This window comes from Exiguobacterium sp. s6 (assembly GCF_018618155.1).
Lineage (GTDB): Bacteria > Bacillota > Bacilli > Exiguobacteriales > Exiguobacteriaceae > Exiguobacterium > Exiguobacterium mexicanum_A.
In genome coordinates, this window is record NZ_JACSLN010000001.1 from 1616332 (window position 1) to 1638037 (window position 21706).

Genomic DNA, 21706 nt, shown 5'->3' on the forward strand with positions numbered 1-21706 from the left:
TTAGATCTTACTTTTATTATTTAAAGAATGATTGAATATCATTCCACGTGACGATCAACATGAGGAGCATGAGCAAAGCGAACCCGATAAAGTGGACGAATCCTTCCTTTTTCGGATCGATCGGCCGTCCGCGCACCGCTTCGAACAAGAGGAAGATGAGTCGTCCTCCATCAAGTGCCGGGAGCGGCAACAAGTTAAAGATGGCCAAGTTGACTGATAAAAGTGCCGTCCAGTTGAGGAGCATGATGAGCCCGCTCGCCGCCACTTCATCGGTCATGCGGACAATCCCGACCGGTCCGGCCAATTGGTCGACGCCGACTTGACCGGTAACCAAATCACCGACCGCGGAAAAGATGAGCGTCGACATCGTCCACGTCGTCTCAGCCCCAGTCGTGAAGGCTTTCGCCGGTGAACGCTCGAGCGCGTTCGTCACGCCCAATATCCCGACCGTCTCGCCGTTTTGTTCGACCGCTTGCGGCGTGAGCGTCACCGTTTGTTCTGCATTATCCCGAATATACGTCACTTCGATTGGCGTGTCAGCCCGGTCGGCAAGCACAGTCCGAAGGTCGAGCCAGTCATCAATCGTCTCGCCTTCGATGGAGACAATTTCATCTCCCGCCATGAGACCTGCTTGATCTGCAGCCGAATCTGGCTGCACCGTACCGATTCGTCCATCGTCCGTTGGCGTCCCTTGGACGAGACCGACGATGACAAGCAAGATGAAGGCAAGGACGAAGTTCATCGCTGGGCCGGCTGCAATCGCGAGCACACGTTTCCATACCGATTGAGCTCCGAACGTGCGGTCGTATGGGGCAATTTGAATTTCCATGCCTTGGTCGACGAGAAGCGTGTCCCGTTCAAGTGAATAGACACGGACCTCATCATCGACGAGTAACTGGATCTTCAATTCGCGAATCGAATCGAACTTGTCGACCGTCCCGACGACGTGCACGTCTTTTGCCTGGTCCGGCTGGAAGTAGACACGATCGACCGTGCCGGCGTTCGTCAGGCGTAACCCGACGTGTTGACCGGCTTTCACTTCGATCGGCTCAAAATCTTCTCCTGCCATTTTGACATACCCACCGATTGGCAATAAGCGAATCGTATACAGCGTCTCATTCTTTCTGAACGAGAGGATTTTCGGTCCAAACCCGATTGCAAATTCATGACAGAGAATCCCTGCCCGTTTCGCCATGACGAGGTGTCCCCATTCATGAACCGATATGAGTACCCCAAACATCAAAACGATGGCGATAAAAGTCGTCATTGTTTATTCCCCACCTTCACTTTCCTTGCTGAATTTGTTCTCGAACCGCTCGGTCGACTTGAAGGATCTGTTCGAGCGTCGGTTCTGCAATTACCGTATGTGTCTCCATCGCTTGTTCAACGATCCGTTCGATATCGAGGAAAGCGATCTCCCCGTTCAAGAACAGCTCGACAGCCGCCTCGTTGGCCGCATTAAGCACCGTCGGCATCGAACCACCGGCGCGCCCGGCCTCATACGCGAGGCGTAAGGCCGGATAACGCGTCAAGTCGGCTTCTGCGAAGTGAAGCGTTCCGATTTCTCTCAAGTTTAACCGCTTGTTCCCGTCGATTTCAAGACGTTTCGGGCCTGAGAGCGCATAGAGGATCGGTCCCCGCATATCCGGATTTCCAAGCTGCGCCATGACGGCGGCGTCTTTGAATTCGACCATCGAGTGGATGATGGACTCACGATGTAGCACCACTTCAATATCATTATAATCGATATCGAACAACCAGTGCGCTTCGATGACTTCGAGTCCTTTATTGAACATCGTCGCCGAATCGATCGTGATTTTCGCCCCCATCGACCAGTTTGGATGTGCGAGCGCCTCTGCGACGGTCACGCCGTCTAATTCATCCCGCGACTTGTCACGGAAACTCCCGCCTGATGCCGTTAAGATGATTTTCGAGACGTCCTCTCGGCGTTCACCGTTCAAACATTGATAGATGGCTGAATGTTCACTATCGACTGGAAGCAGGCTGACCCCATGCTTCTTGACGGCTGCCGTGACGAGATGGCCCGCCGTGACGAGCGTCTCCTTGTTCGCCAAAGCGATGTCTTTACCTGCCTCGATGGCAGCGAGCGTCGGCTCAAGACCGACAGCCCCGACGACGGCTGTGACGACGATGTCAGCCCGCTCTGCGGTCGCACATTCGATCAACCCTTCAAGTCCGATAAAAAAGAGTGGTTCGTATGTAAGTCGTGGTTTGAGTTGTTCGAGCACTTCGATGTCTTTGGCGGACACGTATTTCGGCCGCAGGCGGTTGATCCATTCCTCGGCCACATCTACATTCGTTCCGAAGGCATAGGCCTCAAGTTCAAACAAGTCGGGGTGCTGTTCGATGACGTCACATGTCTGTACGCCAATCGAACCAGTCGCCCCGATTAAGCTGATTCGCTTCATCTTGACACTCCTTTATAACAAATTAAATACCCAGATGACGGTGAATACCGCGATCATACTATCAAAGCGGTCCAAAATGCCACCGTGTCCCGGTAACAGATGACCCGAATCTTTTACGTTGAATTGACGTTTATACGCCGACTGCACCAAGTCCCCGAGTTGCCCGACGACGGATACGACGACCGCGAGCACCAATACTTCGAGAATCGGCAACACCGGTTCGACGAGGACGTAGACGAGACCGACGACGATAGACGAGATGATCCCACCGACCGCCCCTTCAATCGTCTTGTTCGGACTGATTGAGGGCCACAGTTTTGTCTTACCGATTGCTTTGCCCGTGAAGTAAGCACCCGAGTCGGTCGCCCAAATCATGAACAGGACGAGAAGTACTTTGACGAGCCCATCCTCCGAAAGACGGACGAGCGCAAAACTAGAGAAACCGATGACGAGATAGACAGCAGATACAAAATAAAAACTCGCGTCTTCATACGTGAAACGGTTTTTTGTGACGACCGTCCAAAACAGGAGGAGCATTAAACCGAGCACCATCCATTGATTCGTCGACATCGGCATCTCGCCCATGACAAGCTGTCGCTCAAGCAACATCAATACGAACGGGAAGGCTACAAGGAGCGACGTCACAAGGAACGGAAACGCCGTCAACTTGTGATTGCGCATCATCGTGAACTCGCTCAGTCCAATCAAGGCGAGCACACCCATCAAGATGACGAACGGACTGCCCCCGAGGGCGATCAAGCTGACAAAAATGGCACCGGCCCAAAGACCGGTAATAATTCGAGTTTTCATGTCACACCCCACCAAACCGGCGCGTCCGCGCGTTATACGCTTCGATTGCCTCGACGAAGTGGTCTCGTTTGAACTCAGGCCATAACACGTCTGTGAAATGGAGTTCAGCGTACGCCCCTTGCCAGAGCAAGAAGTTCGAGAGACGCTGTTCTCCGCTCGTCCGGATAATCAAATCGACGTCTTGCATATTTGTCATGAGACGATGTCCAATCATGGCGTCATCGATGTCGTCCGGTTGAATCTTCCCTGCCGCTACATCGCTGGCGATATGGCGCATCGCTTGTACGAGCTCGTCGCGGCCACCATAGTTTAAGGCAAAGACGAGATCCAGACCTGTGTTCGTCGCCGTTCGCGTACGAGCCTCATCGACTGCATCCCGCGTGCCGCGCGGTAATTTTGACACATCACCTGCGACGAGGACGCGAACGTTTTGTTCGTCCAGTTCTTTTAAGTCCGTCTCTAAAAATTGTTTCGGCAATTTCATCAAGAAGTTGACTTCTTCTTCCGGACGCGTCCAGTTCTCCGTCGAGAACGCATAGAGCGTCAACGAACGGATCCCGAGTTCTTGGGCGGTGCGAACCGCTTCCCGGACCGATTTCATCCCTTCCCGGTGACCCATGATGCGAGGGAGTCCACGCTTTTTCGCCCAACGGCCGTTGCCGTCCATAATGATGGCGACGTGTTCGGGGATGCTCAGTTCCGCCTCGGTCTTCGTTTTAGGATTCACCCATTTAAACATACTCTATCCTCCTGATTGTATGAAAGAGGGACCCTCTCAGTAAAAGGGTCCCCACACAGCTTTTTGGTATACCACTTCCGTGATTACACTTCCATGATTTCTTTTTCTTTCGTCGCTGCAGATTCATCAATCTTTTTGATATACGAATCCGTTAACGATTGAACGTCATCCGCGTAACCGCGAAGGTCGTCCTCAGTCAAGTCCCCATCTTTTTCAAGCTTCTTCAAGTTTTCGTTGGCGTCACGACGAACGTTACGGACAGCGACTTTCGCTTCTTCCGCATATTTCTTCGTCACTTTCACGAGCTCTTTGCGACGCTCTTCCGTCAAAGCTGGGATGGCGAGACGAATGACGGTCCCGTCCGACGACGGCGAGAGACCAAGGTCGGCTTTTTGGATCGCTTTCTCAACGTCAGACACCATCGACTTGTCCCATGGTTGAATCAAGAGAAGGCGTGCTTCCGGTGTATTGATGTTCGCTACTTGATTGAGCGGTGTCGGTACGCCGTAGTAATCGACTTGAACCGGGTCCAAGATCGACGCGCTCGCGCGGCCCGTCCGAAGTGTCCCGAAGTCACGCTTCAGCGCGGAAACGGCTTTCTCCATTTTCTCTTCAGCAGTTTTCAATACGTCATTTACACTCATGAATTGATTCCTCCTACTACCGTCCCGATATGTTCCCCGAGTACGACACGTTTGATGTTTCCTTCTTCAAGCAATGAGAATACAATCAGTGGGATATGGTTGTCCATACATAGTGACGTGGCTGTCGAATCCATCACTTGGAGACCGTCCTTTAAGACGTCCAAGTACGTGAGCGTGTCGTATTTGACTGCATCCGGAACGAGTTTCGGATCGGCCGAATAGACGCCGTCGACGTTGTTTTTTCCCATCAAGATGACGTCAGCTTCAATCTCCGCTGCGCGGAGTGCCGCTGTCGTGTCTGTCGAGAAGTACGGGTTCCCCGTCCCTGCCGCGAAGATGACGACGCGACCTTTTTCAAGGTGACGCATCGCCCGGCGACGAATGTACGGTTCAGCCACTTGGCGCATTTCGATTGAGGTTTGGACGCGTGTTTGGACACCGTTCGTTTCAAGGCTATCTTGTAGCGCGAGCGAGTTCAATACCGTGGCGAGCATGCCCATGTAATCCGCATTCGCTCGGTCCATGCCGAGCTCGCTACCGGTCTTGCCGCGCCAGATGTTCCCGGCGCCTACGACGACGGCAACTTCGACGCCCATGGCGACCAATTCTTTAATTTGCCCAGAGATCGAATTGACGATGGCCGGGTCGATCCCGTACCCTTGATCTCCAGCGAGCGCTTCCCCACTCAATTTTAACACAATTCGCTTATATTTCGGTTCCATACTTTGCCTCCTCTTGCTTGAAAAAAGGGAACACGCTCCCTTAACGAACTAACTCAAGGTTATACAGACGTGTTCCCAATTTTGATAGCACCATGTGAATGATGCAGATTATTTTTTAAGTTGGTTCATTACTTCTTCAGCAAAGTTTTCTTCGCGTTTTTCCATACCTTCTCCAACTTCGTAACGTACGAATGAGTTGATACGGCCGCCTTTAGACTCTACGTATTTCCCAACTTTGAAGTCAGCGTCTTTAACGAATGTTTGGTCGACGAGGCAGATTTCCTCGAAATACTTGTTCATACGTCCCGCAATCATCTTCTCGACGATGTTGGCAGGCTTGCCTTCGTTGAGGGCTTGCTCAGTCAAGACTTTCTTCTCACGATCTGCTTCTTCAGCCGATACTTCGTCGCGTGTAGCGTAAAGTGGGCGTGCTGCTGCAACGTGCATAGCTACGTCTTTTGCAACTGTTTCGTCTGTTGTACCGTCGAGGACAACGACTGAACCGATGCGGCCGCCCATGTGGAGGTACGTGCCGAAGACTGCATCGTCCGCTTTTTCAAGGACAGCGATGCGACGGAGTGAGATTTTCTCTCCGATTGTCGAAGCTTCTTCTTGAATGTGTGTTTCAAGCGTTTTACCAGCTACGAATTCAGAAGCGAGTGCCGCTTCAACTGTCGTTGCGCCTGAAGTAAGAACAGCTTTTGCTACGTCTGAAACGAGTGTTTGGAACTTCTCGTTTTTCGCAACGAAGTCTGTTTCTGAGTTAACTTCGACGAGCGTAGCTTTGTTGCCGTCAACCGCTACTGCCGTCAAACCTTCTGCTGCGATACGGTCGCCTTTAGCTGCTGCTTTCGCGATCCCTTTTTCACGAAGGAAGTCGATTGCTGCTTGCATGTCACCGTTTGTTTCAGTGAGTGCTTTTTTGCAATCGAGCATACCTGCGCCTGTTTTTTCACGAAGTTCTTTTACCATTGCTGCTGTAACTGCCATCGGAAATTCCTCCTTGTAAAACTTACGAATTTTTAAGAAAAAGCACTAAGGCTTTATATACGTGTCCTAAAAAAAGGTGATAAAAGGCTTTCCCTTTATCACCTGTTGTCTGACTGATTACTCAGCTTCTGTCGCTTCAGCTTCTGGAGCTACCGCTTCTTCAGCTACTTCTTCTTCGCCTTGTTTCGCTTCGATGATTGCATCTGCCATCTTCGAAGTGAGCAATTTAACCGCACGAATCGCATCGTCGTTCGCTGGGATGACGTAGTCGATTTCGTCTGGGTCACAGTTTGTGTCGACAATCGCAACGATTGGGATGTTCAATTTGTGAGCTTCTGCAATCGCGATCCGCTCTTTACGTGGGTCAACGATGAAGAGGGCATCAGGAACACCTGGCATGTCCTTGATTCCGCCGAGGAACTTCTCAAGACGTGTCATTTCTTTTTTCAAGATGATGACTTCTTTCTTAGGAAGTACTTCGAACGTACCGTCAGCTTCCATTTTCTCAAGCTGCTTCAAACGGTTGATACGTTTTTTGATTGTTGAGAAGTTTGTGAGTGTTCCACCCAACCAACGCTCATTGATGAAGTACATACCTGAACGGAGTGCTTCTTCTTTGATTGTGTCTTGAGCTTGTTTTTTCGTACCTACGAAGAGGACGTTTCCGCCTTCTGCCGCGAGTTCACGAACGAAGTTGTACGCCTCGTCTACTTTTTTGACCGTTTTTTGAAGGTCGATGATGTAGATGCCGTTACGCTCCGTGAAGATGTATTTCGCCATTTTTGGGTTCCAACGGCGTGTCTGGTGACCGAAGTGTACACCAGCTTCGAGCAATTGCTTCATTGAAATTACTGCCATGATAAATTTCCTCCTTGTGGTTTAAAAAAGTCCTCCGCCTCGTTCATCGTTGTATTCCGACCTTTCGGCACCGAGGAATACCATCCCGAGACGTGTGTGATGTGTTTAACACCAAAAAATACTATAGCATATGTCCGCCAATCCGGCAACTCTCACTTTTTACGAAGTTTGGCATATAAGGCGACTTCTCCTTCGCCTTTTCCAAGGAGTCGGGCCGTCTCCCGGACCGAATGGTGCAATAACACATCCTCCACGTGCGGGGCTGATTGCGTATCGTCGTCCGATGTCTCTCGCTTTGGGTCCGCATGGATCGACTGAGCACCTGCAACCTCTTCGTTTGAGGACGCTGGTTGTTTCACGACATCGTTCATCGATTCCATGAACGACAACAGGAGGGCCTCGGTCTCACGTTTCTCGTGCTCGAGTTGCGTGACGCGAGCGGTCAACGCCTGGACTTGACGAAATAAGATCAGCAGTCCGTAAGCGACGATACAGGCGATTGCGATATATACGATGGTCATCTCCATCCCTCCTTCACGATGTCTTTTCTTCTAAATACGAACGTCCAAGTGCAAGCTTTAACGTCTTTAACGCCTTGGAATGGATTTGGGAGATACGTGACGTCGACAGTTCCAACACTTCGCCAATCTCGGTCAACGTCAACTCGTCGAAGTAGAACAACGAGACGACGAGACGTTCTTTCTCGGACAAGTGCTCGATTTCGGTCGTCAGCACGTCGAGCAGCTCGCGCTGCAATAGCGTATCCTCCGGTTTCTCAGAGTCAGGGTCGAAATACGTGACGGACATGACCTTGCCTTCTTCTTGAAGCGTCACCGCTTCATCGATCGACAACATGTTCGCGAAGTACCCTTCCGCCATCGCCTTCTCGATTTCCGACACCGGTAGTTCGCAGGCGCTCGCGAGTTCTTCTTTCGTCGGGGCCCGGTGTAACTTCTGCTCGAGTTGTTCGGCGATGTGATCAATTTTTTTCACGCGTTCGCGCACCGAACGCGGTAACCAATCGATTTTCCGCAGCCCATCGATGATGGCGCCACGTATCCGAAACGCCGCGTACGTGTCAAACTTGTTGTTGTGTTCTGGATCATATTTCATGAGGGCATCGTACAATCCCATGTAACCCAAACTTTTCAATTCGTCGCGTTCGACGCTCTTCGGGAGCGTCACGATCATTCGTTGCACGTGATAATGGATGAGGAACTCGTAGTGCGCCAATAGTTCATTCGCTGTATCCATATCGCGGTCAGTGTTCCAACGATCCCACAACTCGGTAAGCTGAGTCGTCATGTCGATCCCCCCTAGATTTCCTTAGTTCCTACGCTGACCGTTCGAATCGACAGGACGCAAGTCGCCACATCAAATTCGATCGTCCGTCCGTTATGCCCGCCACAGTCTTCTGCGATGAGCGGGATACGGTGCGCTTTCAGTGCGTTGCGCACGGCTTCGGCGTTTCGTTCACCGATCCGCATCGCCTCGTTCTCATACTTGAATTGAAACATTTGGGCGCCGCCGGCCATCTTCGCTTGCAGCCGACCGGCTCCGGACCGTTTCAACGACGCGACGAGCGCATCGATGGCCGTATCCGCATATTTTCCTACTTCAACCGTTTGGTGTTTCCGGGCAATCGCCGAATCCGGCAACATGACATGGGCCATCGCCGCGATTTGGAGCCGGACGTCATACAAGATGACGCCGACGCACGAACCGAGTCCTGCCGTTCGCAATTTGTTCGGCGCGGTCGTCTGCTTCCATTCCGCGATGCCGATTTTGATGACTTCAGCCATGGCCAATCAACCGCTGTTGTATCCGTTCGAGCGAGCCATGCGTCGGTAGGAACAACACATGCCCAGCACTTACTTTCTCATCGATGCGGAACGTCGTATCGATGTAGAGTGCCGCGTCTTCCTCAGGTTGGACCGACGTGACGACGAATTCGACGATCGAACCCGCCATGTCGACCGCTGTCGCCGGGACTTGGATGGAGATTGGGGTATCGAGCCAATCCCCGAGTGCCCGGGCGTAAGCCCCGCTCATGATGTTTCCGATTTCTTCCCATGCCGACTGGCCGAGCTCGTCCGCCGTTTGGAACGAGAACGTGCTTCCGATGAGGGAAGCGACCATTGTTTCGGCATCATCGACCGGAAACAAGATGAGAATCATGCCGCTAATGTCACCGCCGAGCTCCAACAAGACGGACGCCACGTGACGTTCCGGCCCGCCGACGCGTTCCGGCAAATACGTGATCGGTTCCATCTCCGCCGAGGAGACGGTGATCGTGACCGGCTTGCCCAAGAGCGTCGACAACGCCGTCGCGGCATGACCAGAACCGATATTGCCGAGTTCTTTCAATAAATCTTGCTCGAACTCACTCAGCATGCTGTTCCTCGAATAATGCGTTGGCATCGAGGAGCGAGAACAATTTGTCCTCGCCTTTGGCGATCGCCGTCAAGTGAGCCGACAACATGTCTCGGCTCGACTCCGGAATCGGCTCGATGCGAACGTCTTCACTTTCCACGACCTCGTTGGCCCGGTCGACGATAAAGCCGGCATCGCCTTGATTGAGCGAAGCGATCAAAATCCGTGTTTCTTCGGTCGGTTCGACTGCCTCGTAACCGAGACGGAGCCGAAGGTCGATGACCGGTGTGACGACCCCGCGCAGATTGATGACACCTTTGACGTGAGCCGGCGCGTTCGGGACGCGTGTGACCGGTTGTACCCGTTCAATCGAGCGGACTGACTGGACATCGATTCCGTATGTGTTCGATCCCAATGAAAAGACTACCCATTTTTGTTCCATCCTTCTTCCTCCTTAGAACAGATCGTTGCTGTCGACAATCAAGGCGACACGCCCGTCTCCGAGTATCGTCGCACCAGAGATGGCCGGGATGCCCTCGAGATAAGTTCCGAGCGGCTTCATGACAATCTCTTGTTGGCCAATCAAGTCATTGACGACCACACCGACGAGCTTGTTTCCTTTGCGGACGACGACGACCGGGAATTGCGTCTTCGTTTCCGTTTCGATCGCGAACATTTCTTTCAAATAAACGAGCGGGACGAGCTGACCTCTGAAGTCGAAGACGCGTTCGCGATGGGCCGTCAATATGTCGGCCTCTTCGAGGAGCGTCGTCTCGAGAATCGATGACAGCGGAACGGCGTACGTCTCATCGCCGACTTGTACGAGCATCGCCGAGATGATCGAGAGCGTGAGTGGCAAGCTGACTTGGAATTTCGTCCCTTGTCCGACGACCGTCTCGAGCGTGACGACCCCGCCGAGCGATTCGATTTTGTTTTTGACGACGTCTAGTCCAACGCCGCGACCTGAAAGATCGGTGACGACGTCTGCCGTCGAGAATCCAGGTGCGAAGATGAGCATGGCTACTTCATTGTCCGTCATCGCCGTCGCTTCTTCAGACGTGATGACGCCTCGTTCGAGTGCTTTTGAGCGGACTTTATCGACATTGATCCCTGCCCCGTCATCCTCGATTTCAATGAAGACACGGTTACCGCCATGGTAAGCGCGAAGCGCGAGTCGACCTTGCTCCGGCTTCCCGGCTTCGAGGCGGACTTCCGGCAACTCGATGCCGTGGTCGATGGCGTTACGAATCAAATGGACGAGCGGGTCACCAATCTCATCGATGACTGTCCGATCGAGCTCGGTCTCAGCACCGGTGATCTCAAGTTGGACTTTTTTATGGATATCTTTCGCGACCGAACGCACCATGCGCGGGAAGCGATTGAACACTTGCTCGATCGGCATCATGCGGAGGGTCAAGACGAGCGATTGAAGTTCGTTCGTACCGCGTTTGATTTTCTCGACCGTTTCGTTCAGTTCAGGTTGACCGACTTCGTCGGCGAGCCGCTCAAGACGACCGCGATCGATGATGAATTCTTCGAACAAGTTCATCAGACGGTCGATCCGCTCTAAGTTGACACGAATCGTCTTCGCTTGTGCGACGGCCTGTTCTTTCGGTTCGTCCGTCTCCACCGCTTTCGGTTTCACTTCGGCCACGGCGACGCTCTCGGCACTGACGGCGACTTCCGGCGCACCGGCTGCCGCACTCGTGTAAGGTGTCACTTGGACGTGCTCGACTTCCGACACTTGGGACACGGCATGCTCAATCACGTCCGCTGACTCTTGAGACACAAACAAGACGTCAAATGAGAGATCGAACTGTTCTTGCTCGATCGCCTCGGTCTCAGGAACCGTCCGGACGACTTCGCCGAGTTCTTGGAGGCGATCGAACACCATGTAGGCGCGCGCCGCTTTCAACACGACGGCATCCGATAGCTTCACATGAAGTTGGAACGCTTCGAAGCCGGTCTCTTTCGCTTGCGTGATGACCGAATCGGTATATAGGTCGGCCGTGAAGACCGTCTCATCGACCACCTCGACTGCTTTCGGAGTACTACCGATAAATGACTGGAACGCGGACACTGTCGCCGTCACATCGATGTTTGCGCCTCTGCCTCCCGTCTCGATATCAGCGATCATCTCTTCGATTTGCTCCATTGCCGAGAACATCGTATCGAGCAACAACTGGTTGCTCTCTTTCTTTCCGGCTCGAACCAAATCGAGCGCGCTCTCCATCTCATGCGTCAAGTTGGCGACACTCTCGTATCCCATCGTCGCCGACATCCCTTTGAGCGTGTGTGCCGAGCGGAAAATCTCTTGAATCGCTTCCTGACTGCCCGTCTGTTCTAGTTTCAACAGCTGGGTGTTAACCGATTGGATATGTTCTTGAGATTCGTCTAAAAACAATCCTAAGTATTCGTTCACGTCCATCTATAATGCCTCCCTGTCGTTAGACTCGGTTCCACTGACGTTTCAAGTTCCCCATCAAGCGTTCCATAAAATGACGTGGTTTCGGTGGCGTCCCGGTCAATGTCGTTAAAATCCGTTCAAGCCGCCAACTGATGTCACTCTTCCGGTCCAGATGGTAAAACGGGACTTGGGCGATGACCGCTCGTCTGACCGTGGCGTCATCTGGTAAATACCCGAGGAATCGAATCGATTTCTTTAAAAACTGCTCACATGCAACTTCCATTCGTTCAAAACATTGCAGCGCTTCTTCACCCGATTGGGCCCGATTGACGATCACACCGAGCGGTAAGTCCGGACTTTGACGATGAACGAGCTTCGTATAGGCATATCCATCCATGAGCGAGGTCGGTTCAGGCGTCAAGATAAGGAACATCTCATCGCATCCCTCGATGAACTGGAGCGACGTGTCTGTCGCACCGGCCCCCATGTCGAATAACACATAATCGTATTCGGTCAGCACTTCGAGTTCACGCATAAAAAATTGCATATCTGCATGTGAGAATTGGACTAGTTCGTCGAGCCCACTTCCCCCATGTAATATATCGACACCATGCACGTCTTTCTGAACCGAGGCGGCGAGCGGAATTCGCGCTTTTACCGAATCCATCATCGTTCGTGACCGCGACGCGTTCAATAAGATGTGCACGTTTGCCATCCCGATGTCGAGGTCGACGATCAAGACACGTTTCCCGAGCTCGACGAGACCGATGGCCGTATTGACGCAGACGTTCGTTTTACCGACCCCGCCTTTCCCGCTCGCAAAAGCGATTGTCGTCGGTGCGGTCTCCGTTTTCGCCCTCAGACGTCTTGCTTGGTCCATTGGGTCCACCCTTCTTTCTCAAGTAAACGATCCGTCAATCGGTCCGGCTCTCCGGCGACAAGGTCGTCCGGCACTTCTTGTCCGTCCGTCAGCCAAGCGACCGGCAGTCCGCTCTCGCGAACCATCCGATACATCGCGTGAATGTCACTCGTCTCATCGGCTTTCGTGAAGATGAGCGACTGGAGCGGCAACGGTTCGAATTGGCGATAGATCATGTCCATATCCCGCATCTTCGACGTCAAGCTGAGGACGAGCGACAAGCTCGTTTCCGAGAAATCGTGATGTCGCTCGAACTGTTCGACGTACGCCTCGTCGCGGAAGTTGCGACCGGCCGTATCAATCAAGATGATGTCTTTCCGTGCGAACAGTTGTTTCGCTCGTTTGAAGTCATTGAAGTCATAGGCGACCTCGACCGGGATGTCTAAAATCTCGGCGTACGTTTTCAATTGTTCGATTGCCGCGATCCGGTACGTGTCCGTCGTGATGAGACCGACCGAGAGCCCATGCTCGAGTTTGTAGTGAGCGGCAAGTTTGGCGAGCGTCGTCGTCTTGCCAACCCCGGTCGGACCAACGAGCATCATATACCGTTTCGGTTCAGGGACAGCCAAGAAGGAACTCCGGATTTGATCACGCACGTAGCGTTCGACGACTTCCACCGATTTTGTCGTGTAATACAGCTCGTTGATCGCTTCGTCCCACGTCTCACCACGGAACGACTCGGAGGCGAGCAGTGATTCGACATGCGCCAGCGCTGCGGGCAACCGTCTCGACGTCGACACGGTCGCCGCCTGACTTGATTCGTTCGTTTGTTGCGGTGGACGCGTCGGAGCCTTCACGGGCTTCGATGGTGTGACGGGTTTCGTCGCGGCACGCGGTTTGACAGCGAGCGGTGCTTTCTCGAGCGCAGCGATGACTTCGACGTGTTGCGATGCGAACAGGCCGAGCCAGCCTTTCTTCACTTGACGGGAGTTCAAAATCACGGCGTCGTCACCAAACTCCTGTTTGACTTTCGCCATCGCTTCCGCCATCGTCTTGCCGGTATATTTTTTGATTTGCATTTAAATCACCCCAATACTTTTCACTTCAATCGAGCTGAGCAGCTCGTTGTAGGCGAGAACCGGCACGTCCGGATAATATCGTTCGAGCAGTTGTCTCACGAACAAACGGATCGTCGGCGAGCATAAAATGACGGCCGAAGCCCCGTAGCGTTCGAACATCGACAGTTGCTCACCCGAGCGTTCGATAATCTCGCGCGCCTGTTCCGGGTCGAGCGCTAAATAGTTGCCGAACTCGGTTTTTTGAACGGCGTCTTGAATGAGCTGTTCGGTCTGGCCACCGAGTGTGACGACGTAGAGCGGTCCGTCCGGCGGGCTGACTTGGTCCGTCAATTGACGGGACAGGCCTTGGCGGCAATATTCGCCGAGGATATCGGCATCTTTCGTCACTTTTCCATAGTCGGCCATCGTCTCGAACAAGAGCGGTAAATTGCGAATCGAGACGTGTTCTTTCAATAGATGACGGAGCACTTTTTGAATGTCGCCAATCGATAGGACGGATGGTGTCACGTCTTCGACGAGCACCGGGTGCGTCTCTTTCAAGTGTTCGACGAGTTGTTTCGTCTCTTCACGGCCGAGAAGGTCTGCCGAATGTTTCTTGAGCGTCTCCGTCAAATGCGTCGCGACGACCGATGGCGGATCGACGACGGTGTACCCGCTCATTTCAGCGCGGGTCCGCGTCTCTTCGTCGATCCAGAGAGCCGGGAGGCCGAACGCCGGTTCCGTCGTTTCGATGCCGTATACTTCCGGGTCTTCAATGCCAGGGCTCATCGCCAAGTAATGATCGAGCAACAGCTCCCCTTCAGCGACGACGTTGCCTTTCACTTTGATGCGGTACGCGTTCGGAGACAGTTGCAAATGATCTCGGATTCGGACCGTCGGCAAGATGAAGCCGAGTTCGAGCGCGAGCTGACGACGAATCATGACGACCCGGTCAAGCAGGTCGCCGCCCTGCGACTCATCGGCGAGCGGGATGAGTCCGTAACCGAACTCGAACTCGATGGCATCGATTTGTAGCAGCGACACGACGGTCTCGGTCGGTGCCATTGGTTCTTCTTCCGGTAGCGGTGTATCGATAACTCGTTTCATGTTGCGGCGCATCGCATACGCCCCATAGAAAGCGACTCCGGCGATGATGACCGTCACCGGGAGCAGACTCGGTGAGATGAACCCGAGCATGATCACAATCGAGCCGGCGATATAGAGGAGCGTCGGGTTTTGACCGAGCTGGTCGACGACGTCTTCTCCTAAATTCCCATCCGACACGGCACGCGTGACGATGATGCCGGTCGCCGTCGAGATGAGGAGCGCCGGGATTTGACCGACAAGCCCGTCCCCGATCGTCATGAGTGAGAACGTCTGGAACGCTTCACCGACCGGGAGACCCATTTGGACGGTCCCGATGATGATTCCGAAAATCAAGTTGATGACGACGATAATGATCCCGGCGATGGCGTCCCCTTTGACGAACTTCGAGGCCCCGTCCATCGATCCGTAAAAGTCAGCTTCACTTTGAATTTTTTTCCGACGGATTTGAGCGTCCTTGTCGTCAATCAATCCTGAGTTCAAGTCGGCATCAATCGCCATCTGTTTACCAGGCATGGCATCGAGCGTGAAGCGGGCCGATACTTCCGACACGCGTTCCGCCCCTTTCGTGATGACGACGAACTGGATGATGACGAGGATGAGGAAGACGACGAACCCGACGAGCACGTTTCCTCCGACGACGAAGTTCCCGAACGTCGCAATAACTTCTCCCCCGTACCCGGTCGAAAGAATCGACCGCGTCGTCGACACGTTCAATCCGAGCCGGAACAGCGTCACGATCAACAAGAGCGAAGGAAAGACTGAGAAGTCGAGCGCTTCGCGGGCGTTCATCGCGACGAGCAGGATCAGCAAGGCGATTAGTATATTAACAATGATTAAAAAATCTAATATGAACCCCGGTAACGGGATGACGAGCATAACGACGATCATAAGAACGCCGATCAATACCGCGAAATCTTTCGCTTTTACAGCCAACACATACTCCTCCTCAAGACGGTTGTTTCAATTGATAGACGAACGCGAGCACTTCAGCGATCGCCTGATAAAACGACTCGTCAACGACTTCCCCGATATCCATTTGGGCGTAAAGTGCGCGGGCCAACGGTTTATTTTCCACAATCGGGATGTCATGTTCTTTGGCCACGTCGCGGATGTTGAAGGCGACTTGGTCGACACCTTTGGCGACGACGAGCGGCGCAAAGTCTTTCGTGTCGTCATAGCGAATGACGACGGCATAATGGGTCGGGTTCGTGATGACGACGTCCGCGTTCGGAATCTCTTGCATCATGCGGCGCATCGCCATCTCCCGTTGTTGTTGTTTGATTTTTGACTTGATGAGCGGGTCACCTTCACTGTTTTTATACTCGTCCTTCACATCTTGTTTCGACATGCGAATCGATTTCTCAAAATCGAATCGTTGATAGAAAAAGTCGAGCAACGCGAGTGCGAGCAAGGCGACGCTCACCCATAGTCCAAGTTCGATCGTGATGCTCGCGAGCGCGATGACCGATTCACGGACATGTTCGACAGCCATCCGGGACAGCTCTTTTTGGTTTTGCCAGAGCACGGCAACAGCAGTCGTCAGGATAATCAATAATTTGAATAAGGACTTTAAAAATTCGACGACCGCTTTCATACTGATAATCCGCTTGACCCCTTTGATCGGGTCGATGCGTTCGAGTTTCGGTTGGATCGCCTCTGCCGAGAACAACGTCCCGATTTGAAGATAGTTGATTAAGATCCCGAACACGACCGCGACGACGAAGAACGGTCCCACAATCAAACCGACACGAAGCAACAAGTCGGTAAGCATTCCGGATAATCCATTCGATAAATCGAACAACAAGTAACTCGTACCGAGCAAATCTTTCGTCAACCCGAACAGTTGCTTGCCGAGATACGGACCTAAAAACGATAACATGAGAAACATCGCGAACAAGGCGAACGCGCCGGTCAAATCGGCCGACTTGGCGACTTGCCCTTTCTTGCGCGAGTCCTCCCGCTTACGCGGGGTCGCTTTTTCGGTTTTTTCTCCTGCAAAAAATTGAAGATCGACCGATAAGGTATATAGAGGCTTCATGAGGCGTCTCCTAGCAATGTCATAAAATCACGCAACACTTCTTGTAAAATCGGGATGAACTGGCTGATGCCGTTCAAGGTCAACCCCATCATGACGACCATGACCGAGAAACCTGCAATCAGTTTGAATGAGAATCCGATCGCAAAAATATTGAACTGCGGGGCCGATTTCGCCAAGAACCCAAGCGCCATGTCGACAAGCAAGAGCGATGCCATGAGCGGAAAGGCGAGCTGTAAAGCGACCATCATCGTCATCGTGACGACCTTCACGGCCATCATGAGCGACGCTTCACTAAAGTTGATGATCGGCTGGCCCGGTGGATATATTTGAAAGCTATAATAGATGCCATCGATCAGCAGTAAATGTAAATTGCTCGACAGCATGATAAACAATGTGAAGATGTAATAAAAACGTCCGATCAATGGCGACTGGCCTCCGAACATCGGGTCATACGCCGATGCCATCGCGAGTCCGAGCTGCAAATCGATGACCCCTCCCGCAATCTGGGGCGCAAAGAACAAAATATTGATCAATATGCCGAGCACCAAGCCGATCAGCACTTCGTATAACACTTGCAAGATATAGGCTTGCCCGAGCTCGAGCGGCTCCGTCACCGTGAACATCGCATAGTAGGCTAAAAAAGCACTGAAAGCGACGCGATGCATGACAGGTAGCTGTCGGGATGAAAACAACGGGACGCTCACGAAGAAACCGGACAGACGTGCGAACGTCAAACCGTATAGACTGATAAAATCGACCACGTTCATTTCGAGGCGACCTCGACCATCAGTTCAAAAATCAATCGGGTGAACCCTTCGATCTGTTGCAGCATCCAAGGCCCAAAGATGACGAGCCCGATAAACACCGAGACGATTTTTGGGACGAACGATAACGTCTGCTCTTGAATCTGTGTCGTCGCCTGTAAAATCGAAATGACGAGACCGACGACGAGTGAAATCAACAAGAGCGGCATCGAGATTTTTAATAACGTCCACACACTCTCCGTCGCCAAATAGATGACCATTTCCTGCGTCATATTCGTTCCTCCTACATACTTCTAAGCAAGGACTCCACAATCAAGTGCCATCCATCCACCAACACAAACAATAACAGTTTGAACGGCAAGGCGATCATGACCGGTGGAAGCATCATCATCCCCATCGACATGAGGACACTCGCCACAACCATATCGATAATTAAGAACGGCAAGAAGATCATGAATCCGATTTGAAATGCCGTTTTCAGTTCACTAATCGCATAGGCCGGGACCATCGCGAGGAGTGGGACGTCTTCGACCGACTCAGGTTGCTCATAGTTCCCATATTTAATGAATAATTGCAAATCTTCTTGGCGCGTGTATTGGGCCATGAACCGCTTCATCGTATTCCCCGCCTCTTCGAACGCCTCGTCTTGACTGATTCGGTCGTCCATGTATGGCGATAGTGCCTTGTCATTCAACTCCGATAGCACCGGTGACATGACGAACAACGTGATGAACAGGGCGAGCCCGATAATCAGTTGGTTCGGCGGCGTTTGCTGCGTACCGAGCGCCGGACGGATAAAGGAAAGTACGACGACGACGCGCGTGAAACAAGTCATCAAGATTAAGAAAGATGGCGCGAGCGTGAGCAGTGTCAACACGACTAACAATTTGATCGAAGTCGATGTGCTGTCTGGCGTCTCTAGGTTGATCAGTTGTTCAATCGTCGTCATCGTTTCTTCCTCACTTCTTCAATCTGGGCCAATTGCTGTTTAAACGTGTCGAGAAAAGCCGATGTGTTCGAGTTGTTCAAGGCTGGCGCGTCGTGGACCGCTTCATCCATCGCTTCGGCATCGACCCGATCAAGCAGTTGAATCGAGTCACCGACTCCGAGCACGTAAACTTGTTCGCCGAGCTTGACGAGTTGCACCGATCGGTCTTTGCCGAGCGGTACCCCGCCGAGATGTGTCAAATGCTGTGCCGTTTTGACGCCTTGCGTGCGTGCGTTCAACCAACGCACGAGGACGAGAAAACCGCCGATGACAACGACCATGCTCAAGATGAGCTTGATCGCTGTCCCGACCGATGAGACGGCCGATTTCACCGGCTGGTCTTCAGCGTCTGGCTGTTGTTGCTCGAACTGTTGATCGACGGTGGCGGCCTCGACCGTGGCCGGGACGCTTAGCCCGACCACGAGAAGGATAATCAACCACCACTTGTTCATTGTGCGACCGTTTTCGAAACCGCTTCGACGACCCGTTCCGCATTGAACGGCTTGACGATGAAGTCTTTCGCCCCAGCTTGAATTGCGTCGATAACCATCGCTTGTTGTCCCATCGCAGAACACATGATTACTTTCGCGTTTGAATCAAAGCCACGAATTTCTTTCAAAGCGGCCAAACCGTCCATCTCTGGCATCGTGATGTCGAGCGTGACGAGGTCCGGCATGAGTTCACGATATTTTGCGACCGCATCCACACCGTTCTCCGCTTCCCCTACGACTTCAAATCCATTCTTTGTCAAGATATCCTTAATCATCATGCGCATGAACGCCGCATCATCTACCACCAAAATTTTTGCACTCATTGTTCTTCCTCCTTAAACGATGCCAATCCGCTCGTGCGGTTGGATAATTTCTGTTACACGGACCCCGAAGTTCTCTTCGATGACGACGACTTCGCCGCGGGCAATCCGTTGTTGGTTCACATAAATATCGACCGGCTCACCGGCAAGTTTATCGAGTTCGATGATCGAGCCTTGCGACAACTCAAGCACTTCGCGGACCGAACGTTTCGTCCGTCCGAGCTCGACCGTCACGCTGAGCGGCACGTCATACAGCAGACCGAGGTTCGCTGGAATCGAATCGTTCGTCGCAGGCGCATGCAGCGGCATGAATTCCGCTTGACTGACAGCGACTTCCGGTGCCGACTTCACTTCCTGACGTACAGGTTGTTGGGGAGCCGGTGCGGCCGGTGCTTTTGGCGCTTCTTGCTTCGGGGCGGCCGCAGCGGGCACGACCGGCTGAGGGGATGTGGCCGTCATCAATTCATTGACGAGCTGTTTCCCGAATTGAATCGGTGCGATTTGAACGATTTTTGAGTCGATCAACGTACCGACCTTCAAATTGAACTCGATCAACACCATCGTCTCCCAAAGTTCGAGACGATCGATGATCGTTTGGGTCTTCGTCGCATCGAACACTTCGACGAGCGGCGGTGAAATGTCAATTTTTTTTGAGAACACCGTCGACAAAGATGTCGCCGCTGCCCCCATCATTTGGTTCATCGCTTCTTGCACGGCCGAGAGTCGAATTTCGTCCAACCCTTCCGGATCGACATCGATCCCGTTCCCGCCAAGCATCAAATCCGAGATGATGGCCGCATCCTCACGTGTCAACACGAGGACGTTTTCGCCTTTCAAACCTTCTGTGTAACCGACGCGAAGCGCCACGTGCGGTGTTGGATAACGCTCACGGAGCGCATCGATTGTGACTTCACTGACGATTGGGGTCGTGATTTCTACTTTTTGTTGCAGTAACGTCGATAGTGCCGTCGCCGAGTTACCGAACGAGATATTCCCGATCTCTCCTAAGGCGTCGCTCTCCATCGAGTCAAGATGCTCTTCGGGCTTCGCCTCTGGTTTTGACGAGTCGCTCGTCCCTCGTAATAACGCGTCTATCTCATCTTGTGACAACATCTCACTCATTGCTCTTCCTCCTTCAGCCGGTGGAGCACTTGGACGGCCATCCGCTTCCCGCTCACACCGACTTGCCCTTTGAACACTTTATTTTCCCCTACCATAATGGATAATGGGTCTTTCACCAATTGGTCGAGCGTCAAACAATCCCCGACCTCTAAATGTAACAAGTCACCGAACGTGATCGTCGTCTCACCGAGCAGAGAAACGACCTCAACCGTCGAGTTCATCAATTGGGCTTTGAGCGGTTCCTTGCTGTTGCCGCTCGCATTGCGGCGGTTGGCCTCCTGCATCCAGTAATGGCTCGACAGTTTGGATAACACCGGCTCGATCGTCACGAACGGCAAGCAGACGTTGATCGTGCCGCTCACTTCGCCGATGGTGACACCGATCGAGATAAGGACGACCGTCTCGTTTGGCGAGACGAGTTGAAGAAACTGCGGATTGACCTCGACCGCGGTCATCTCTGACTTGATCTCGGCAATCGACTCCCACGCCTCCCCGTATCCGGCAAACGCTCGTTTATATAACTGGGTCAAGATGCGCATCTCGATTTCTGTGAAGCTCTCGACTTTTTCGATTTCGACCCCTGGACCACCAAGCAGACGGTCGAGCATCGCATATGAGATGTTCGGGTTGACCTCGATGATGAAGCGGCCGTTGAGCGGCGGAGCCTCAATCAAGTTGATCATCGTCATACTTGGGATGGAATGAATGAATTCATCGTACGGGAGCTGCTCGACCGAATTGACCGTGAACTGCACGTATGTCCGGAGCTGAGCCGAAAAGAACGTCGTCAACATGCGCGTGAAATGTTCATGGATTCGGGTCAGACTTCGGATTTGGTCTTTCGAGAAGCGGACCGCCCGTTTAAAGTCATATTGCCGAACCTTCCGCTCTTCTTCTTGATTTAAAAAGGAGTCGGCTTCGACGTCGCCACTGCTTAACGCCGATAGCAAGGCATCAATTTCTTGTTGAGATAAGACTTCTCCCATG

At 52.6% G+C, this 21706-nt stretch carries 25 protein-coding genes; all 25 read right to left on the reverse strand.

Translation table 11 applies throughout. From position 1 onward, the window contains the following. Positions 1 to 16: 16 nt before the first annotated feature. Positions 17 to 1267: an RIP metalloprotease RseP gene (rseP, locus tag KNP75_RS08350; protein ID WP_215190209.1), complete on the reverse strand. Its 1251-nt coding sequence runs from the start codon at positions 1265 to 1267 to the stop codon at positions 17 to 19. Between the two features lie 16 nt (positions 1268 to 1283). Then, the gene (gene dxr / locus KNP75_RS08355) at positions 1284 to 2429 is read right to left on the reverse strand and encodes a 1-deoxy-D-xylulose-5-phosphate reductoisomerase (protein ID WP_034777257.1); all 1146 of its coding nucleotides are present in this window, start codon (positions 2427 to 2429) and stop codon (positions 1284 to 1286) included. A 12-nt stretch (positions 2430 to 2441) separates the two neighbouring features. Further along, positions 2442 to 3239, reverse strand: a complete 798-nt coding sequence (locus KNP75_RS08360; RefSeq protein WP_034777254.1) for a phosphatidate cytidylyltransferase — start codon at positions 3237 to 3239, stop codon at positions 2442 to 2444. 1 nt (position 3240) lies between these two features. Continuing rightward, positions 3241 to 3978, reverse strand: a complete 738-nt coding sequence (locus KNP75_RS08365; RefSeq protein ID WP_214797019.1) for an undecaprenyl pyrophosphate synthase — start codon at positions 3976 to 3978, stop codon at positions 3241 to 3243. Positions 3979 to 4061: 83 nt separating this feature from the next. Next, complete coding sequence (frr, locus tag KNP75_RS08370; protein ID WP_034777248.1) at positions 4062 to 4622, reverse strand: ribosome recycling factor; 561 nt, start codon at positions 4620 to 4622, stop codon at positions 4062 to 4064. Further along, entirely contained in the window at positions 4619 to 5344 is a 726-nt protein-coding gene (gene pyrH, locus KNP75_RS08375; protein WP_034777246.1) for a UMP kinase, read from the reverse strand. The genes frr and pyrH overlap by 4 nt, the downstream gene beginning before the upstream one ends. A gap of 108 nt (positions 5345 to 5452) precedes the next feature. Continuing rightward, on the reverse strand, positions 5453 to 6334 hold the full coding sequence (tsf, locus tag KNP75_RS08380; RefSeq protein ID WP_034777244.1) for a translation elongation factor Ts: 882 nt from the start codon (positions 6332 to 6334) through the stop codon (positions 5453 to 5455). Positions 6335 to 6451: 117 nt separating this feature from the next. Continuing rightward, positions 6452 to 7192 carry a 30S ribosomal protein S2 gene (gene rpsB, locus KNP75_RS08385; RefSeq protein ID WP_021067146.1) on the reverse strand — a complete coding sequence of 247 codons (741 nt, stop codon included), beginning with the start codon at positions 7190 to 7192 and terminating at the stop codon, positions 6452 to 6454. 152 nt (positions 7193 to 7344) lie between these two features. Further along, positions 7345 to 7713: a hypothetical protein gene (locus tag KNP75_RS08390; protein WP_215190210.1), complete on the reverse strand. Its 369-nt coding sequence runs from the start codon at positions 7711 to 7713 to the stop codon at positions 7345 to 7347. 13 nt (positions 7714 to 7726) lie between these two features. Then, complete coding sequence (locus KNP75_RS08395; protein WP_034777239.1) at positions 7727 to 8497, reverse strand: FliA/WhiG family RNA polymerase sigma factor; 771 nt, start codon at positions 8495 to 8497, stop codon at positions 7727 to 7729. Positions 8498 to 8508: 11 nt separating this feature from the next. Continuing rightward, complete coding sequence (locus tag KNP75_RS08400; protein WP_215190211.1) at positions 8509 to 8994, reverse strand: chemotaxis protein CheD; 486 nt, start codon at positions 8992 to 8994, stop codon at positions 8509 to 8511. Continuing rightward, on the reverse strand, positions 8987 to 9586 hold the full coding sequence (locus KNP75_RS08405; protein ID WP_138859595.1) for a chemotaxis protein CheC: 600 nt from the start codon (positions 9584 to 9586) through the stop codon (positions 8987 to 8989). Before KNP75_RS08405 ends, KNP75_RS08400 begins: the two co-directional genes overlap by 8 nt. Further along, positions 9576 to 10007 carry a chemotaxis protein CheW gene (locus tag KNP75_RS08410; protein WP_034777232.1) on the reverse strand — a complete coding sequence of 144 codons (432 nt, stop codon included), beginning with the start codon at positions 10005 to 10007 and terminating at the stop codon, positions 9576 to 9578. Before KNP75_RS08410 ends, KNP75_RS08405 begins: the two co-directional genes overlap by 11 nt. Before the next feature lie 12 nt (positions 10008 to 10019). Then, positions 10020 to 11993, reverse strand: a complete 1974-nt coding sequence (locus KNP75_RS08415; RefSeq protein WP_215190212.1) for a chemotaxis protein CheA — start codon at positions 11991 to 11993, stop codon at positions 10020 to 10022. A gap of 19 nt (positions 11994 to 12012) precedes the next feature. Then, positions 12013 to 12852 carry a MinD/ParA family protein gene (locus KNP75_RS08420; RefSeq protein ID WP_034777227.1) on the reverse strand — a complete coding sequence of 280 codons (840 nt, stop codon included), beginning with the start codon at positions 12850 to 12852 and terminating at the stop codon, positions 12013 to 12015. Continuing rightward, positions 12831 to 13910: a flagellar biosynthesis protein FlhF gene (locus KNP75_RS08425; RefSeq protein ID WP_215190213.1), complete on the reverse strand. Its 1080-nt coding sequence runs from the start codon at positions 13908 to 13910 to the stop codon at positions 12831 to 12833. Before KNP75_RS08425 ends, KNP75_RS08420 begins: the two co-directional genes overlap by 22 nt. Further along, positions 13911 to 15884, reverse strand: a complete 1974-nt coding sequence (gene flhA, locus KNP75_RS08430; protein ID WP_251126271.1) for a flagellar biosynthesis protein FlhA — start codon at positions 15882 to 15884, stop codon at positions 13911 to 13913. Positions 15885 to 15942: 58 nt separating this feature from the next. Next, the gene (gene flhB / locus KNP75_RS08435; RefSeq protein ID WP_034777221.1) at positions 15943 to 17034 is read right to left on the reverse strand and encodes a flagellar biosynthesis protein FlhB; all 1092 of its coding nucleotides are present in this window, start codon (positions 17032 to 17034) and stop codon (positions 15943 to 15945) included. Further along, positions 17031 to 17801 (reverse strand): flagellar biosynthetic protein FliR, encoded by a 771-nt coding sequence (fliR, locus tag KNP75_RS08440; RefSeq protein ID WP_215190214.1) that lies wholly within the window; start codon positions 17799 to 17801, stop codon positions 17031 to 17033. The genes flhB and fliR overlap by 4 nt, the downstream gene beginning before the upstream one ends. Beyond that, positions 17798 to 18070, reverse strand: a complete 273-nt coding sequence (gene fliQ, locus KNP75_RS08445) for a flagellar biosynthesis protein FliQ (RefSeq protein ID WP_034777219.1) — start codon at positions 18068 to 18070, stop codon at positions 17798 to 17800. Before fliQ ends, fliR begins: the two co-directional genes overlap by 4 nt. Before the next feature lie 11 nt (positions 18071 to 18081). Beyond that, positions 18082 to 18747 (reverse strand): flagellar type III secretion system pore protein FliP, encoded by a 666-nt coding sequence (gene fliP / locus KNP75_RS08450; protein WP_034777218.1) that lies wholly within the window; start codon positions 18745 to 18747, stop codon positions 18082 to 18084. Continuing rightward, entirely contained in the window at positions 18744 to 19238 is a 495-nt protein-coding gene (locus KNP75_RS08455; RefSeq protein WP_034777217.1) for a flagellar biosynthetic protein FliO, read from the reverse strand. Before KNP75_RS08455 ends, fliP begins: the two co-directional genes overlap by 4 nt. After that, positions 19235 to 19600, reverse strand: coding sequence for a response regulator (locus tag KNP75_RS08460; protein ID WP_021067131.1), 366 nt, complete (start codon positions 19598 to 19600; stop codon positions 19235 to 19237). The genes KNP75_RS08455 and KNP75_RS08460 overlap by 4 nt, the downstream gene beginning before the upstream one ends. 12 nt (positions 19601 to 19612) lie before the next feature. Then, on the reverse strand, positions 19613 to 20719 hold the full coding sequence (gene fliY, locus KNP75_RS08465) for a flagellar motor switch phosphatase FliY (protein ID WP_034777215.1): 1107 nt from the start codon (positions 20717 to 20719) through the stop codon (positions 19613 to 19615). Next, entirely contained in the window at positions 20716 to 21705 is a 990-nt protein-coding gene (gene fliM, locus KNP75_RS08470; RefSeq protein WP_215190215.1) for a flagellar motor switch protein FliM, read from the reverse strand. Before fliM ends, fliY begins: the two co-directional genes overlap by 4 nt. Between the last annotated feature and the right edge of the window lies 1 nt (position 21706).